Below are 16,208 nucleotides of genomic sequence, written 5' to 3'. Positions count from 1 at the left end.
TCACTTGTCCAGCGCCTTTAATACCTTGTCGGTAATGTCGATGCGCGGGCTGGCCCACAGGGCTTCCTGCAGCACGATGTCATATCCTTCGATATGCGCCATCTGCTGGATGATGGTGTTGGCCTTTTCCGCGATGGCGCTGCGCTCTTCATTCGTGCGCTGGCTCAGGTCTTCGCGGAACTCGCGCTGGCGGCGTTGCAGCTCCTTGTCCAGCTCGAAAAACTCGCGCTGGCGCTTGGCGCGCTCCGCCTCGCTCAGGGTCGGCATGTCCTTTTCCAGGGCTTCGTTGGCCACCTTGAAGCGGGCAGCCAGTTCCTGCACGGCTTTTTCGCGCGAGCGGAACTCTTCGGCCAGCTTGGCGCTGGCCAGCTTGGCCAGCCTCGATTCGTTATAAATACGTTCGCTGCTGATCCAGGCGATCTTCGACTCCTGAGCCTGCGCCTGCACCGGCAACAGCGAACTCCAGCACAATGCGATCACGGCAAGGGTCTTGGGCAGGGTAGCGGATGCGGTGTTCATGATACTCCATGGTCAAAAAGTAAAAGCTGTCGCCCCCGTTCAGATGGCCGGTCAGAAACCGGTGCCCATCTGGAACTGGAAGCGCTCCAGGCGGTCCGTCGGCTTGGCGTTCAGCGGCTTGGCGTAGCTCAGCTTGAGCGGGCCCACCGGTGAAATCCAGCTGATGCCCAAGCCAGCAGAATAGCGCAATTGCGAGATCCGCATTTTTTCGCCTTCCTGGTAGACCTGGCCGCCGTCAAGGAAACCGAACCAGCGCAAGCTGCGGTCATTGCCCGAACCGGGGAATGGCATCTGCAGTTCCGCATTACCGATCAGGCGCGAAGCGCCGCCTAAGGCATCGTTGGTGCTCGGTTCGACCGCGCCCAGCGAGGAACTCAGGTAGCCGCGCACCGAACCGATGCCGCCGCCGTAGAAGTTCTTGAAGACCGGATACACGTGCTTGCCGATACCGTGGCCGTAATCGATCTCGCCCTTCAGCGCCAGGGTGACCTTGCTGAACAACGGACGGAAATACTGGTGCTCATAAATGGCGCGGAAGTATTTCTGGTCGCCGATCAGGTCGGCCTCGAGGTTGACGCGCTGGTAGCGGCCGATCGATGGCGTCAGGGCGCTGTCGCGGCTGTCGCGCTGCCATGCCGCCGTCAGCGGGATGGAATTCGTGGTGGCCGAACCGATACCGTCGGACGGGCCGCCATTGTCGATCACGTACTGCTTGAAGCGGATCGGGCTGGTGATGTCCGTTTCGATGCGCGAGCGCTCGGCGCCGATGCCGAAGAAGACGGTGTCGACTTCCGAGAACGGCACGCCGAAACTGACGCGGCCACCGGTCTGCTTGATCTTGTAGCTGCCGATGTTCAGCGCCGGCGGTTCCGTCGTGCGCAGATAGACTTCGAAGCTGCGCGAAATGCCGTCGTCCGTGAAGTACGGATTGGTTTGCGAAAACGCGATCGTGCGGCTGTAATGGCTGGTATTGAGTTCAATGCCGACCGTGTTGCCGCTACCGGCGAAGTTGGCTTGCGAAATCGAGGCCGACAGGGTGAATTTTTCCGATTGCGAGAAGGCGCCGCCGATCAGGAAGTTACCGGTCGGTTTTTCCACCACCGTCACGTTGACGTCGACCTGGTCGGTCGTGCCCTGCGCTTCCGGCGTATCGATGGTCACGTCCTTGAAGTAGCCGAGGCGGTCGACACGGTCGCGCGACAGCTTGATCTTGTTGCTGTCGTACCAGGACGATTCGAACTGGCGGAATTCGCGGCGGATGACTTCATCGCGCGTGGTGGTGTTGCCGGCGATATTCATGTGGCGCACGTAGACGCGCTTGCCCGGATCGATAAAGAAGGTGAAACCGACTTCATGCTTTTCGCGGTTGATTTCGGGATTGGCGTTGACATTGGCAAAGGCGTAGCCGAACGTGGCCAGACGGTCCTGGATGCGCTTGTTCGTCGCCGTCAGGCGCGCGCCCGAGTAGATGTCGCCTTCGCGCATCAGGTTCAGCGCTTTGAGCTCTTCTTCGCGGCCGAACATCTCGCCTTCGAACTTGGTGCCGGCGATCTTGTACTTTTCACCTTCGGTGATGTTGATCGTCAGGTAAATGTCTTTTTTATCGGGCGTGATCGACACTTGCGTCGAATCGACCTGCATCTCGATGTAGCCGCGGTCCAGATAGTAGGACTTCAGCGCTTCGATGTCGCCCGTCAGCTTGGTCTTCGAATACTGGTCGGCCTTGGTGTACCAGCTGAACCAGCCGCCCGTGTTCAGGGCAAGCTGCTCGCGCAGTTCCTTGTCCGTGAAGGCCTTGTTGCCGACGATGTTGATCTGCTTGATGCGGGCCACGTCGCCCTCGTCGACGGCGAACACCACGTTGACGCGGTTGCGCTCGATCGGCGTGACGGTGGTGGTGATCTTCACGCCGTACAGGCCATGCGACAGGTACTGGCGCTTGAGTTCCTGTTCCGCGCGGTCGACGGAGGCCTTGTCGAAAATCTTGGCTTCACCGACGCCGATTTCCTTCAGCGCCTTGACCAGCACGTCCTTTTCAAATTCCTTGGTACCGGTAAATGCCACGCTGGCGATGGCCGGACGTTCCTCGACCAGCACCACCAGCACGTCGCCATCGGCTTCCAGGCGCACATCCTTGAACATGCCCGTCGCATACAGGGCCTTGATGGCGGCAACGCTCTTCTCGTCGGAGAACGTTTCGCCGACCCGCACCGGCAGGTAGGCAAAGACGGTGCCCGCTTCAGTACGCTGGATCCCTTCGACCCGGATGTCCTTGACTGTAAATGGCTGGACGGCCAGCGCGTGGCCGGAACAGATGGCCATGACGGCGGCGCCGATCAGGCTGCGGCGAAAGGAAGGCAAGGCAAAACGAGCAGAATGTAATTTCATTGGGGTTATTCAATGGGTAAATCAATGGACAACATACACAAAAGATTGCTTGTGCGACTCACGCAATGGCCTCAACCAGCGTCCTAATTCAGCAATCGCAACACGTCATTAAAGACGGCAAGCACCATCAAGGTCAGCAACAAACCTATCCCCAGGCGCTGGGCAATCTCGCCTACGCGCTCCGGCAAGGGGCGTCCGGTCAAAACTTCCAGCGAATAATACAGCAAATGCCCGCCATCCAGAACAGGAATGGGTAGCAAATTCATCACGCCCAGACTGATACTGATGAAGGCGATGAAGCTCAGGTAGCTTACCAAGCCGATGCGCGCCGTCTGGCCTGCGTAATCGGCGATAGTAATAGGCCCCGTCACATTCTTCAGAGAAACCTGGCCGGTGATCATTTTGCCCAGCATTTTCAGGCTCATGACACTGGTATCCCAGACCTTGGCGGACGCCTTGCCCACGGCAGAGAACGGTCCGGAGGCCACGGTGATCATATCCGGCACCTGTCCCAGCTTTGCTTGTATCTTACCAACTGTTACAGCTCCCTCTGCCCCGGCGCCCGGCACGGCGTCCGGCGTAATGGGCAAGGTCAGGTCCTGGCCCTGGCGCAAGAGCTGCAATTGCAAGGTGCGGCCCGGCGCCTGGCTCAGGGTGGCGATGACGGCCGCCACGTCGTGCACGGGCTGTTCGTCGATGGCCAGGATCTGGTCGTTTTTCTGCAGGCCGGCGCGCGCGGCGGCGCCATCGGGCACGATTTCCATCAGCGTGGGCGCGGAACGGGCCAGGGTCAACCCCAGCTTGCCCAGCACGTCGCCTTCCAGGTCCGCCTCCGTCAGACTGGCCGTCGGCAAGGTCGCTTCCTGCTGGCCACGGTCGGGACGGCGCACTTCGATGCGCGCCGGCAGCTTGTCGAGGGCAGCCTGGATCAGTTCCCAGCGCAGCTCGGACCAGCTGGCCACGGGCTTGCCATTCACCGACTCGACCGTATCGCCGCTGCGCAAGCCGGCCGCATGGGCGGCAGTCTGTTCGGCCACGGGGCCGAGCTTGCTCGACGGCTCTTCGATGCCATGCATGAACAGGCCCGCGTACAGCACGATGGCGACGAGGAAGTTGGCCAGCGGGCCGGCGGCCACGATGGCGATGCGGCGCCACACGCTCTGGCGCGTGAATTCGCGGCGCAATTCGCTTTCCGGCAAGTCGCTGAGGTCTTGCGCGCGGCTGTCGAGCATGCTGACATAGCCGCCCAGCGGCAGCGCGGAGATCGCCCATTCCGTCTGGTCCTTGCCAAACTTGCGCGAATACACCACTTTTCCCATGCCGATCGAGAAACGCAGCACTTTCACGCCGCACCAGCGCGCCACCAGGTAGTGGCCCAGCTCGTGCAGGGTAATCAACGAACCGAGCGCGACGATAAAGGCCAGCAACGTGGTGATGAGCGTCATGCAGCCAGCCTTTGCGCGATATACGCTTGCGCGGCCGCTCTGGCCAGGCGGTCCTGCTCCATCACGGCGTCGATGCTCGAAGCGGCGCCATGCGGCACCGTCTCGATCACGTGCGCGATGACCCTGTCGATCTGGCGGAAGCCGATCTGTTCGTCAAGAAACGCTTGCACGGCCACTTCATTGGCCGCATTGAGCAAAGCCGGCGCCGTGCCGCCCGCGCGCAAGGCATCGAAGGCCAGCGCCAGGCAGGGGAAACGGCGGAAATCGGGACGTTCGAACTGCAAGGTGGCCACTTGGGCCAGGTCCAGCTGCGCCACGCCGGAAGCGATGCGCTGCGGATACGCCAGCGCATGGGCGATCGGCGTGCGCATGTCCGGATTGCCCAGCTGGGCCAGCACGGAACCGTCGATGTACGAGACCATCGAATGGATCACGCTTTGCGGGTGGATCAGCACCTCGATCTGGTCGGCCGGCGCGCCGAACAGCCAGTGCGCCTCGATCACTTCCAGGCCCTTGTTCATCATGGTGGCCGAATCGACGGAAATCTTGCGCCCCATGGCCCAGGTCGGATGCTTGCATGCCTGGTCCGGCGTGACCGTGTCGAGCGTCTCGACGTCGCGCGTCAGGAAAGGGCCGCCGGAAGCCGTCAGCACGATTTTCGCCACGCCCGCGGCGCCTGGCGCGCGGCCATGGGCGTGCGGCATGCATTGGAAGATAGCGTTGTGTTCGCTGTCGATGGGCAGCAGCACGGCGCCGTTGTCATGCACGGCATCGATGAACAGCTGGCCGGACATGACCAGCGCTTCTTTATTGGCCAGCAATACTTTCTTGCCGGCACGCGCTGCCGCCAGGGTGGGCGCCAGGCCGGCCGCGCCGACGATGGCCGCCATCACGCCCGTCACCTGCGGCGCGCTGGCGATGTCGCACAGGGCGTCCACGCCGTACTCGACTTGCGTATCGACGCCCTGCCCGCGCAGCAAGTGCGTCAGTTCAAGGGCGGCGTCGGCCGTGCCGACGACGGCGCGCCGGGGCCGGAATTGCAGGCACTGGGCGGCCAGTTCGGCCACGCGGCTGTGGGCGCTCAGCGCATACACGCTGTATTGCTCCGGATGACGCGCGAGCACGTCCAGGGTGGACACGCCGATCGAGCCGGTCGCGCCAAGAATGGTGATGTATTGCATGAGTTTCCTTAAAGCCAGCTGGCCACGAGGGCGGCAAATGGCAAGACCGGGATCAGCGCATCGATACGGTCGAGTACGCCGCCATGGCCGGGCAGCAGCTTGCTGCTGTCCTTGATGCCGGCGCGGCGCTTCAGCTGGGATTCGAACAGGTCGCCGACGATGCTGGCCGCAACGATCAGCAGCAGCACCAGCAAGGCCACCAGCCAGCCGCGGCGCAATTGCAGCTGCACGGCGAAGGTGTCTTGCAATACCGGCAGCGATGGCGCGGCCACGATGGTGATGGCGGAGATGACCAGCACGGCGATGCCGCCGCCGATGGCGCCTTCCCAGGACTTACCTGGGGAAATACTTGGCGCCAGTTTGCGCTTGCCGAACGCCTTGCCCGAGAAATAGGCGCCGATATCGGCGATCCACACGAGGGCCATCACGGACAGCAGGTACAAAGGGCTATGCAGGAACAGGGCGATGATGGCGACGAAGCAGCCGACGATGGTCACCGGGTACACGAAGCTGAGCAAGGTATTGCCCAGGCCTTCGGTGGGCGGCAAGCCTGTTGCCAGCGAAGGCACGAAGCGGATCAGCCAGATGGCCACGCACAGGGCGAACCAGAAATTGAGCTGCGCCATGCCGTTGCCGACAAAAAAAGTATACGCGAAGGCGGCAGTCCAGACGGCGGCGATCAGCAGCGCCTGGCGATTTTTGAAGATGCGGAAGCTTTCCCATACGGCGGCGCCGAAGAACGCCGTGGCGATCACGGCGAAGGCGGGGAAATAATTCAGATACAGAACCGGCAGCAAGACCGCCAGGAGGACCAGGGCGGTGATTATCCGTGTTTTCAGCATCAGTTTGTCTTTTCAGTTAATTGCGCGCTGGTACGGCCAAAGCGCCGTTCGCGCTGCTGGTAAGACGCGATTGCCGCGTCGAGGCACTCGCCATTGAAGTCGGGCCAGAAAGTTTCGGTGAAAAACAACTCAGTGTACGCCAGTTGCCACAGGAGGAAATTGGAAATGCGCTGCTCGCCGCCCGTGCGGATGAACAGGTCGGGCTCGGGTGCGTAAGCCATGGCCAGGTGCGGCGCCAGTTGCTCTTCCGTGTAAGCGTGTCCGGCAGACTGGCCATCGGCGAGCACCTGGGCCGTCATTTTATTGACTGCCTGCATGATGTCCCAGCGGCCGCCGTAGTTGGCGCAGATGGACACCGTCAGGCGCGTGTTGTTCGCCGTCTTGCGCTCCGCATTGGCGATCAGGGTTTGCAGCTCGTCGTTGAAGCGCGACAAGTCACCCACCACCTTCAGGCGGATGTCGTTCGCATGCATCTTGACCACTTCGCGTTCCAGCATCGTGACGAACAGGCGCATCAGCATCGACACCTCTTCTTCCGGGCGGCGCCAGTTTTCCGAGCTGAAAGCAAACAGGGTCAGGTATTCGACGCCGCGCTCGATGCAAGCCTCGACGATGCCGCGCACGGCATCCGCGCCCTTGACGTGGCCAGCCACACGCGGCAGGAAGCGCTTGGTTGCCCAGCGACCATTGCCATCCATAATGATTGCCACATGGCGCGGCACCGTGCCCACTTCAGGTACTGCCGTTGTCGAACTCGAATAGATCATGAAAACACGAATACCAAAAAATAAAAGATAACTATTATGCTCCAAATAGCACTGCCCGGAAAAGCCGTGCTTTTCCGGGCAGCGCCAAAAGGACTGAAAACTAGACGGTCAGCACTTCTTTTTCTTTGTCGACAACCATCTTGTCGATGTCGGCAATAAACTTGTCCGTCAGCTTCTGCACTTCTTCCGACGAGCGACGCTCATCGTCCTCGGAGCAGGCTTTTTCCTTGACCAGTTTTTTCAGCGACTCATTCGCATCGCGGCGAATGTTACGCACGGCGATTTTCGCGTCTTCCGCTTCGCTCTTGACCAGCTTGACCATTTCCTTGCGGCGCTCTTCCGTCAGCGGCGGCGTCGGAACGCGGATCAGGTCGCCCTGTGCCGATGGGTTCAGACCCAGGTCGGCGTCGCGGATGGCTTTTTCGATGGTGTTGGCCATCTTCTTCTCGTACGGCTGCACGCCGATGGTGCGCGCATCGATCAGGGTCACGTTGGCCACCTGGGTCAACGCCGTCGGCGAACCGTAGTACTCGACCATCACGTGGTCCAGGATACCCGTATGGGCGCGGCCGGTACGCACTTTGGCCAGGTCGGCCCGCAGTGTTTCCAGCGACTTCGTCATGCGTTCCTGGGTATTTTTCTTAACGTCAGCTAAGGACATTGCTGTACTCCTTGTCTTGATAATAATGAATATTGCTACTTCGCTTGCGATGAAAACACCAGCGCAGTCGGGAGTGCCAAAAACCGTTCAGGGCAAGGCGCGGCGCCGAATGTACGGCAAGGCACTGCAACGCAGCCATGGACGGCTTCTCGGCGCTCCGCTTCCCTTATACGTGAACCAAGGTGCCTTCGTCTTCGCCCATGATGACGCGCATCAGCGCGCCCGGCTTGGTGATCGAAAACACTTTAATCGGCAGTTTCTGGTCGCGGCACAGGGCGAATGCGGTGGCATCCATTACTTGCAGATGCTTGGCGATGGCGTCGTCGAACGTAATCGTGTGGAACAGGGTGGCGTTCGGATCCTTCTTCGGATCGGCTGTGTAGACGCCGTCGACCTTGGTGGCCTTCAGGACGATCTCGGCGCTGATCTCGGAACCGCGCAGGGCGGCTGCCGTATCGGTGGTGAAGAACGGATTGCCGGTACCGGCGGCAAAGACGACCACTTTGCCTTCTTCCAGGTATTGCAGGGCTTTCGGGCGGACGTACGGCTCGACCACTTGTTCGATGCCGATGGCCGACATGACGCGCGCGGTAATGCCGACATGGCGCATGGCATCGGCCAGGGCCAGTGCGTTCATCACCGTGGCAAGCATGCCCATGTAGTCGGCGGTGGCGCGGTCCATGCCTTGCGCACCAGGCGCGACGCCGCGGAAGATATTGCCGCCGCCAATCACGATTGCCAGTTCCACACCCAACTTCGCCACCTCGGCCACATCGGCCACCATGCGCTCGATCGTGGCGCGGTTGATGCCGTAGGGATCATCGCCCATCAGGGCTTCGCCGGACAACTTGAGGAGGACGCGCTTGTAGGCTGGTTTTGACATGAGCTGGGGCTCCATAAATGAGGTTATTCGAGTATGACATGGCGCAGCGCCTTGCAGCGCCGGATAGGCGGGAGGAAGCTGCCCATGCCGCCGCCCGGCACACAGGTGCGGGCGGGCCAAAAAAACGGGCCTCTCGGCCCGCTTTACTTACGCTCCCTGGGAGGCAGCCATCTGTGCTGCGACTTCTGCTGCGAAGTCGTCTTGCTTCTTCTCGATGCCCTCGCCCACTACGTACATGGCGAAACCTTTGACGCTGGTGTTAGCCGCCTTCAGCATTTGCTCAACCGACAGCTTGTCGTTTTTCACGAAAGCTTGGTTCAGCAGGGAAACTTCTTTCAAGAACTTCTGTACGGAACCTTCCAGGCGCTTGGCCAGGATTTCCGGCGATTGCGCTGGCTTGCCTTCGGCGGCCGCTTTGGCTGCGTCTTCTTCGGCTTTCAGTTGTGCAACCGAACGCTCTTTTTCGATCAGTTCCGCAGGAACTTCGTTCGACGACAGCGACACTGGCTTCATGGCAGCGATGTGCATGGCCACGTCTTTGCCCACTTGCTCATCGGGGCCGTCGAATTCGACGATCACGCCAATGCGCGAACCGTGCAGGTACGAAGCCAGCTTGGCGCTGGTTTCGAAACGCTGGAAGCGGCGGATGGTCATGTTTTCGCCGATTTTGCCGATCAGGGCAGCGCGCACGTCTTCCAGGGTCTTGCCATCGAGTGGCAGGGCCAGCAGGGCAGCGACGTCAGCCGGGTTGTGTTCCGCTACCAGACGGGCAGCGTTGTTGGCCAGTGCCAGGAAATCGTCGTTTTTCGCAACGAAGTCGGTTTCCGAGTTCACTTCGACCAGGGCGCCTACGCCATTGGCGATGTAGGTTGCCACGACGCCTTCAGCGGTGATGCGTGCCGATGCTTTCGATGCCTTGCCGCCCAGTTTGACGCGCAGGATCTCTTCCGCACGAGCCATGTCGCCTTCGGCTTCGGTCAGTGCTTTTTTGCATTCCATCATTGGTGCGTCGGTTTTGCCGCGCAATTCGCCTACCATCGCTGCTGTAATCGCTGCCATGTGTTTCTCCTGATTCGGTGAGTCGATAGTCGCGGCCGGGCATGCATGCCTCGCCAGCGGTCACTATCGTTTTTTTGTTAAAAAAAAGGGGGAGCTGCTGCCACCCCTTTTCCCTTACTGCTGTGCTTACAAACGGCTATCTTGCGATAGCCTGGCCATTAAGCCTGTTCGTTAACTTCGACGAATTCGTCGCCAGCGGCTGCTTTAACCATTTCAACAACTTCGTTACCGGCAGCTGCACGGCCTTCGATGATTGCGTCAGCAACACCGCGAGCGTACAACATGATGGCTTTCGAGGAGTCATCGTTACCTGGGATCACGAAGTTCACGCCTTCTGGGGAGTGGTTGGTATCGACAACGCCGATGACCGGGATACCCAGTTTAGCCGCTTCGGTGATCGCACCTTTGTGGTAGCCGACGTCGACGACGAAGATTGCGTCAGGAATGCCGCCCATGTCCTTGATGCCGCCGATCGATTTTTGCAGCTTGATCATTTCGCGGGAGAACATCAGCGCTTCTTTTTTCGACAGCTTCTCGATCGAACCGTCTTCGATCATCACTTCCATGTCTTTCAGACGCTTGATCGAGGTTTTGATCGTTTTGAAGTTGGTCAGCATGCCGCCCAACCAACGTTGATCAACGAAAGGCACGCCAGCGCGTTGTGCTTCAGCAGCGATGATTTCGCGAGCTTGACGCTTGGTGCCAACCATCAGGATGGTGCCACGGTTTGCAGCCAGTTGACGCACGTGCTTCATTGCGTCCTGGTACATCGCCATGGTTTTTTCCAGGTTGATGATGTGGATCTTGTTGCGATGGCCGAAGATGAACGGTGCCATTTTTGGATTCCAAAAACGGGTTTGGTGACCAAAGTGGACACCGGCTTCCAGCATTTCGCGCATTGTTACGGACATTATTAACTCCAGGGTTGGGTCTGGAATCCGATCAGTCACCATACAGGCACCCTTGTCGACCGGATTCGCGTGTTTATATAAATTAAAGACACTGTTTTACTGCATTGCTTAAAAGAGAATTCAAGCAACCCGGGATTCTACACTGAAATGCCTGCCGCATCAAGTCCGCACCGCAAATCGCGCGCCCTGCGGAAACAGCCGGCGCACCACGATGGTGCAAGGCGTGGCCGCACCGCCTTTTCATCCGCTTTCTCCCCACAAATCCCCTCCCGGCCATAGGAAGGAGGCGGCGGATTCAGGGCGCCTCGTTTATAATTTCGGCATATTTGCAGACTTTTCCCCATACAGCAGGAATCGTCTGTGCTTTTCACCTGAATTCTTGCAGATTGCGAATTACACCATGTCCACCATCCGTATCAATACCGCCGCCGACATCGAAGGCATGCGCATTGCCGGCAAGCTCGGCGCCGAAGTGCTCGACTACATTACCCCCTTCGTCAAGGTGGGCGTCACGACGGGCGAACTCGATCGCCTGTGCCACGAATACATGGTCAACGTGCAAGGCACCATCCCTGCCCCGCTCAACTACTGCCCGCCCGGCTACACGCCCTATCCGAAAGCCATCTGCACCTCCGTCAACGACGTCATCTGCCATGGCATTCCCGGCGACAAGGTCCTGAAAAGCGGCGACTCCGTCAACCTCGACATCACCGTCATCAAGGATGGCTACCACGGCGACAACAGCCGCATGTTCCTCGTCGGCACGCCGACCATCCTGGCCAAGCGCCTGTCGGAAATCACCTATGAGTGCATGTGGCTGGGCATCGATCAGATCAAGCCGGGCGCCCACCTGGGCGATATCGGCCACGCCATCCAGCAGCACGCGGAAAAGGCCGGCTACAGCGTGGTACGCGAATTCTGCGGCCACGGCATCGGCAAGGTCTTCCATGAAGAGCCGCAAGTCTTGCACTACGGCAAGCCAGGCACCCTGGAGCGCCTGGAAGCGGGCATGATTTTCACGGTGGAACCGATGATCAACTCGGGCCGCCGCGAAATCCGCGAAATGAACGATGGCTGGACCATCAAAACCAAGGACCGCAGCCTGTCGGCGCAATGGGAGCACACGGTGCTGGTCACGGAAACGGGCTATGAAGTGCTGACCGTCTCGCCGGGCATGCCGCCGCCGCCCGCCTTTATCGGCAATAAAGCCTGATAAGCGTCATTATTAATCAAGCCTGACCCCACCCGACCCACCGCCACCCAGGGCCCAGATGAAAAAGCAAGTTCGGGAACAGCTGAAACAGCAACTGAAAGCCGACCGCCAGGTCGTCATTGCGGCCTTCCAGACCGACGGCAAGCCTGAAAAACTGCTGCGCAGCCTGCGCCACAGCGTCGATGGCGTGCTGGCGCGGGCCTGGCAGGAAGCGGGCTTGCCGCCAGGCACGGCCCTGGTGGGCGTGGGCGGCTATGGCCGGGGCGAGCTGTTTCCGTATTCCGACGTCGACCTGCTGATCCTGCTGCAACAATCGCCGGACGCCGCCACGCAGGAAAAGCTCGAGGAACTGGTGCAACTGCTGTGGGACCTGGGCCTGGAAATCGGCCACAGCATCCGCACCGTCGATGAATGCCTGGTCGAATCGAAGGCCGACATCACCGTGCAGACGAGCTTGCTCGAAGCGCGCCTCGTGTGCGGCAACGCGGACCTGTTCGCGCAATTGCAGCAGCGCTATGACGCGGCCATGGACCCGCAAGCCTTCTTCCAGGCAAAAACGGCGGAAATGCGCCAGCGCCATGCCAAGTACGAAGACACGGCTTTCAGCCTGGAACCGAATTGCAAGGAAAGCCCGGGCGGCCTGCGCGACCTGCAGGTGATCCTGTGGGTGGCCAAAGCGGCCGGCCTGGCGAACTCGTGGCGCACCTTGGCCACGGGCGGCCTGATCACCCTGACGGAAGCGCGCCAGCTGATGGAAAAGGAGCGCGCCTTCAAGGATATCCGCGTGCGCCTGCACCTGCACGCCGGGCGGCGCGAAGACCGCCTCGTGTTCGACGTGCAGACGGCGATCGCCGAATCGCTGGGCCTGCAAGCGACGGGCAGCGGGCCGCACATGCGCCGTGCCAGCGAATTCCTCATGCAACGCTACTACTGGGCCGCCAAGACGGTGACCCAGCTCAACACGATTTTGCTGCAAAACATCGAAGCGCGGCTGTTCCCGCAGGACGACGTGGCCGTGCCCATCAACGAGCGCTTCAATGAAGTCAACAGCCTGATCGACATCAGCGCCGACGACACGTTCGAGCAATACCCATCGGCCATGCTGGAAGTCTTCGTGCTCATGACGGAGCGCCCGGCCCTGAAGGGCATGACCTCGCGCGCCACGCGAGCCCTGTGGCACGCGCGCTTCAAGATCGACGCCGCCTTCCGCCAGGATCCCGTCAACCGCGCCCTCTTCCTGCGCATCATGCAAGCCCCTGTCGGCATCATCCACGCGCTGCGGCGCATGAACGAGATGAGCATCCTGGGGCGCTACCTGCCGAATTTCCGCCGCATCGTGGGCCAGATGCAGCACGACCTGTTCCACGTGTACACGGTCGACCAGCACATTCTGATGGTGGTGCGCAACATGCGCCGCTTCACCATGAGCGAACACGCGCACGAATATCCGTTCTGCAGCCAGCTGATGGCCGATTTCTCGCAATCGTGGCTGCTGTACGTGGCGGCCCTGTTCCACGACATCGCCAAGGGCCGCGGCGGCGACCACTCGAAGCTGGGCGTGGCCGACGCCACCCAGTTCTGCCAGGACCACGGCCTGTCTGCCGAGGACACGGAACTGGTGGCTTTCTTGGTGGAAAATCACCTGACCATGTCGCAAGTGGCGCAAAAGCAGGACTTGTCCGATCCCGACGTCATCGCCGCCTTTGCGAAAGTGGTCAAGGACGAGCGCCACCTGACGGGCTTGTACCTGCTGACGGTGGCCGACATCCGCGGCACCAGCCCGAAAGTGTGGAATGCCTGGAAGGGCAAGCTGCTGGAAGACCTGTACAAGATCACCCTGCGCGTGCTGGGCGGCGAGCCGCACACGGCCGACCGCGAGCTCAAAAACCGCCAGCAGGAAGCGCTGGCCACCCTGCGCCTGTACGGCTTGCCGCCCGATGCGCACCTGAAACTGTGGCAACAGCTGGACGTGGCGTATTTCCTGCGCCACGACGCGTCCGACATCGCCTGGCAGACGCGCTCGCTGTATGACAAGCTCGACAGCAAGTTGCCGGTGGTAAAATGCCGGCTGGCGCCCATCGGCGAAGGCTTGCAGGTGGCCGTGTACATTCCCGACCAGCCCGACCTGTTCGCGCGCATCTGCAGCTATTTCGACCGCAAGAACTTCAGCATCCTCGACGCGAAGATCCATACGACGAAAAATGGCTATGCGCTCGACACCTTCCTCGTCACCGAGCAAAACTTCGCCAAGAGCTACCGCGACATCATCAGCCTGATCGAGCATGAGCTGGGCGAATTGCTGCAGTCGCAGACGCCGCTGCCGCCGCCGGGCAAGGGACGGCTGTCGCGCCTGTCGCGCACCTTCCCCTTCCAGCCGACGGTGGACTTGCGGCCCGATGAAAAGGGCCAGTACTACCTGCTGTCGGTAGCGGCCAACGACCGCACGGGCCTGCTGTATGCGATCGCCAACGTGTTGACCAAGTACCGCATCAACTTGCACACGGCCAAGATCATGACCCTGGGCGAGCGGGTCGAAGACGTCTTCCTCGTCGACGGCCCCGCGCTCAACAATGCCCGCAACCAGATATTGCTGGAAACCGATTTACTCGATGCGCTGAAAGTGTAAGCTTTCCGCGCAGCGCCTACCCTTACTGAAACTGAAACAACATGACCGAAGAATTATTACGCTTGTCCAAACGCATGTCCGAACTGGGCCTGTGCTCGCGCCGCGAAGCCGATGAATGGATCGCCCGCGGCTGGGTCCGCGTGGATGGTAAGGTGGTGTCCGAACTGGGCAGCAAGGTCTACCCGAGCCAGAGAGTCACCGTGGAACGCCAGGCGGCGGCCGAGCAATCGAAGCGCGTCACCGTGCTGATCAACAAACCCGTCGGCTACGTCAGCGGCCAGGCCGAAGACGGCTACACGCCCGCCGTGGCCCTGATCAAGGCGGAAAACCGCTGGGCGGAAGACCGCAGCCCGGAACAATTCCATCCGACCCAGCTGCGCAGCCTGGTGGCAGCGGGACGGCTGGACATCGATTCCGTCGGCTTGCTGGTCCTGACGCAGGACGGCCGCGTGGCCAAGCAGCTGATCGGCCACGATACCGACATCGACAAGGAATACCTGGTGCGCGTGAGCTACACCAAGGGCGGCACCCTGCCCGACAGCGAGCTGAAAAAGCTCAACCACGGCCTGTGGCTCGACGGCAAGCCGCTGTTGCCGGCCAAGGTGCGCTGGCAAAACGAAGACCAGCTGAGCTTTACCTTGCGCGAAGGCAAGAAACGCCAGATCCGCCGCATGTGCGAAGCCGTGGGTCTGAAGGTGCTGGGTTTGAAACGCGTGCGCATCGGCAAGGTCAAACTGGGCGACTTGCCGACCGGCCAATGGCGTTATTTGAGCGCAGACGAACAGTTTTAAGCGGCGACGTCAAGGCGGCATGCCAGGCCTGCATACATAAGCAACAGGAATATAGTGATATAAAATCAATTATTGTGATTTACTTAGTAAATATTGCCTTAAACCTATACACTATTCCCCATTAGAACAAAAGAGATACGCTGTCGTGAACGATCCCATCCCCAATCCCCTGCGCAAGGGCGCGCCCAGTCTGGCTGACGTGGCCGAGCCGATGGCCCCCGGCACCAAGCCGCACCATATGAGCGATCCGTGGGATATCGGCGAAACCTTGTGCAGCCTGGCTGACAACGGCGACGCCATCTCCATCTACCCGGCTGGCGGCGAAGACCTCATCCTGGGGCGCGTCCTGTCCGTTGACGATGACTTGCCGCAATTCGTGCTGGAACTCAATGAAGGTGCGACCCTGCCGTCTGGCGGCGCCACGTTTGTATCGTGGGTACAAAACGCCAAACTGCAGTTCACCATCAATGGCGAATGGCAAGCGTATCCCGAGCGGCCGAACGTCTACCTGACGAACTTCCCCAGCCATTGCCTGGTCCTGGAGCGGCGCGAATCGGCACGCCTGGAAACACCGCTGGGCGTGTACTACCTGGCCGCCTTCGTGCTCGAGGGCCGTCCATATGAATTGCAGCTGTATGATTTCTCGGCCGGCGGCATCGGCATGCGCGCCCATCCGCGCGACACGGTAGGCCTGTACGTGGGCCGCAAGCTGTCGCGCGTGCGCCTGGAGCTGGGGCCGGACAAGGTCATGATCGCCGACCTGGAAATCCGCCTGTCGCGCACCTTCCGCTCCTTCCTGCTGGGCGAGCAGGTGCAGATCGGCTGCCGCTTCCTGAACCTGACGGATGCCATGCAGGATGAGCTGAAGGCATTGCTCGATAACCTGGGCAGCAGCCGCAAGGTGCGCTAGTTTAGTACTGGG

Annotated in this window: 14 protein-coding genes; 4 read left to right on the top strand and 10 right to left on the bottom strand. The window is 60.6% G+C overall.

Annotated elements, in window-relative coordinates:
• The 10 genes from D9M09_RS10550 to rpsB all read right to left on the bottom strand — a co-directional run bounded on the left by D9M09_RS10550 (position 1) and on the right by rpsB (position 10,656).
• Positions 1 to 519, bottom strand: coding sequence for an OmpH family outer membrane protein (locus tag D9M09_RS10550; protein ID WP_046684967.1), 519 nt, complete (start codon positions 517 to 519; stop codon positions 1 to 3).
• A gap of 51 nt (positions 520 to 570) precedes the next feature.
• Positions 571 to 2,907: an outer membrane protein assembly factor BamA gene (bamA, locus tag D9M09_RS10545; RefSeq protein ID WP_070221517.1), complete on the bottom strand. Its 2,337-nt coding sequence runs from the start codon at positions 2,905 to 2,907 to the stop codon at positions 571 to 573.
• A gap of 83 nt (positions 2,908 to 2,990) precedes the next feature.
• Positions 2,991 to 4,352: an RIP metalloprotease RseP gene (gene rseP, locus D9M09_RS10540; RefSeq protein WP_121669223.1), complete on the bottom strand. Its 1,362-nt coding sequence runs from the start codon at positions 4,350 to 4,352 to the stop codon at positions 2,991 to 2,993.
• Positions 4,349 to 5,533, bottom strand: coding sequence for a 1-deoxy-D-xylulose-5-phosphate reductoisomerase (ispC, locus tag D9M09_RS10535; RefSeq protein ID WP_121669222.1), 1,185 nt, complete (start codon positions 5,531 to 5,533; stop codon positions 4,349 to 4,351). The genes rseP and ispC overlap by 4 nt, the downstream gene beginning before the upstream one ends.
• Before the next feature lie 8 nt (positions 5,534 to 5,541).
• Entirely contained in the window at positions 5,542 to 6,375 is an 834-nt protein-coding gene (locus D9M09_RS10530; protein WP_070288002.1) for a phosphatidate cytidylyltransferase, read from the bottom strand.
• Positions 6,375 to 7,142, bottom strand: coding sequence for a polyprenyl diphosphate synthase (gene uppS / locus D9M09_RS10525; protein WP_121669221.1), 768 nt, complete (start codon positions 7,140 to 7,142; stop codon positions 6,375 to 6,377). Before uppS ends, D9M09_RS10530 begins: the two co-directional genes overlap by 1 nt.
• A gap of 100 nt (positions 7,143 to 7,242) precedes the next feature.
• Positions 7,243 to 7,803, bottom strand: a complete 561-nt coding sequence (gene frr, locus D9M09_RS10520) for a ribosome recycling factor (RefSeq protein ID WP_070221522.1) — start codon at positions 7,801 to 7,803, stop codon at positions 7,243 to 7,245.
• A 166-nt stretch (positions 7,804 to 7,969) separates the two neighbouring features.
• A complete protein-coding gene (gene pyrH / locus D9M09_RS10515) occupies positions 7,970 to 8,686 on the bottom strand; it encodes a UMP kinase (RefSeq protein WP_034752258.1) in 717 nt (238 codons plus the stop codon).
• Positions 8,687 to 8,833: 147 nt separating this feature from the next.
• Positions 8,834 to 9,745, bottom strand: coding sequence for a translation elongation factor Ts (gene tsf, locus D9M09_RS10510; RefSeq protein WP_070221523.1), 912 nt, complete (start codon positions 9,743 to 9,745; stop codon positions 8,834 to 8,836).
• A gap of 158 nt (positions 9,746 to 9,903) precedes the next feature.
• On the bottom strand, positions 9,904 to 10,656 hold the full coding sequence (gene rpsB, locus D9M09_RS10505; RefSeq protein ID WP_010397614.1) for a 30S ribosomal protein S2: 753 nt from the start codon (positions 10,654 to 10,656) through the stop codon (positions 9,904 to 9,906).
• Between the two features lie 400 nt (positions 10,657 to 11,056).
• Here rpsB and map point away from each other — a divergent pair, with 400 nt between their 5' ends.
• From map to D9M09_RS10485, 4 genes are all read left to right on the top strand, one after another.
• Positions 11,057 to 11,869 (top strand): type I methionyl aminopeptidase, encoded by an 813-nt coding sequence (gene map / locus D9M09_RS10500; RefSeq protein WP_070221576.1) that lies wholly within the window; start codon positions 11,057 to 11,059, stop codon positions 11,867 to 11,869.
• A 58-nt stretch (positions 11,870 to 11,927) separates the two neighbouring features.
• Entirely contained in the window at positions 11,928 to 14,495 is a 2,568-nt protein-coding gene (locus D9M09_RS10495; protein WP_121669220.1) for a [protein-PII] uridylyltransferase, read from the top strand.
• A gap of 41 nt (positions 14,496 to 14,536) precedes the next feature.
• Complete coding sequence (locus D9M09_RS10490) at positions 14,537 to 15,286, top strand: pseudouridine synthase (RefSeq protein ID WP_034752263.1); 750 nt, start codon at positions 14,537 to 14,539, stop codon at positions 15,284 to 15,286.
• Between the two features lie 145 nt (positions 15,287 to 15,431).
• Entirely contained in the window at positions 15,432 to 16,196 is a 765-nt protein-coding gene (locus D9M09_RS10485; RefSeq protein ID WP_121669219.1) for a flagellar brake protein, read from the top strand.
• Positions 16,197 to 16,208: the final 12 nt, after the last annotated feature.

Source organism: Janthinobacterium agaricidamnosum, assembly GCF_003667705.1.
In the GTDB taxonomy this organism is placed as follows: domain Bacteria; phylum Pseudomonadota; class Gammaproteobacteria; order Burkholderiales; family Burkholderiaceae_D; genus Janthinobacterium.
This window is presented reverse-complemented; position numbering and strand designations above follow the sequence as displayed.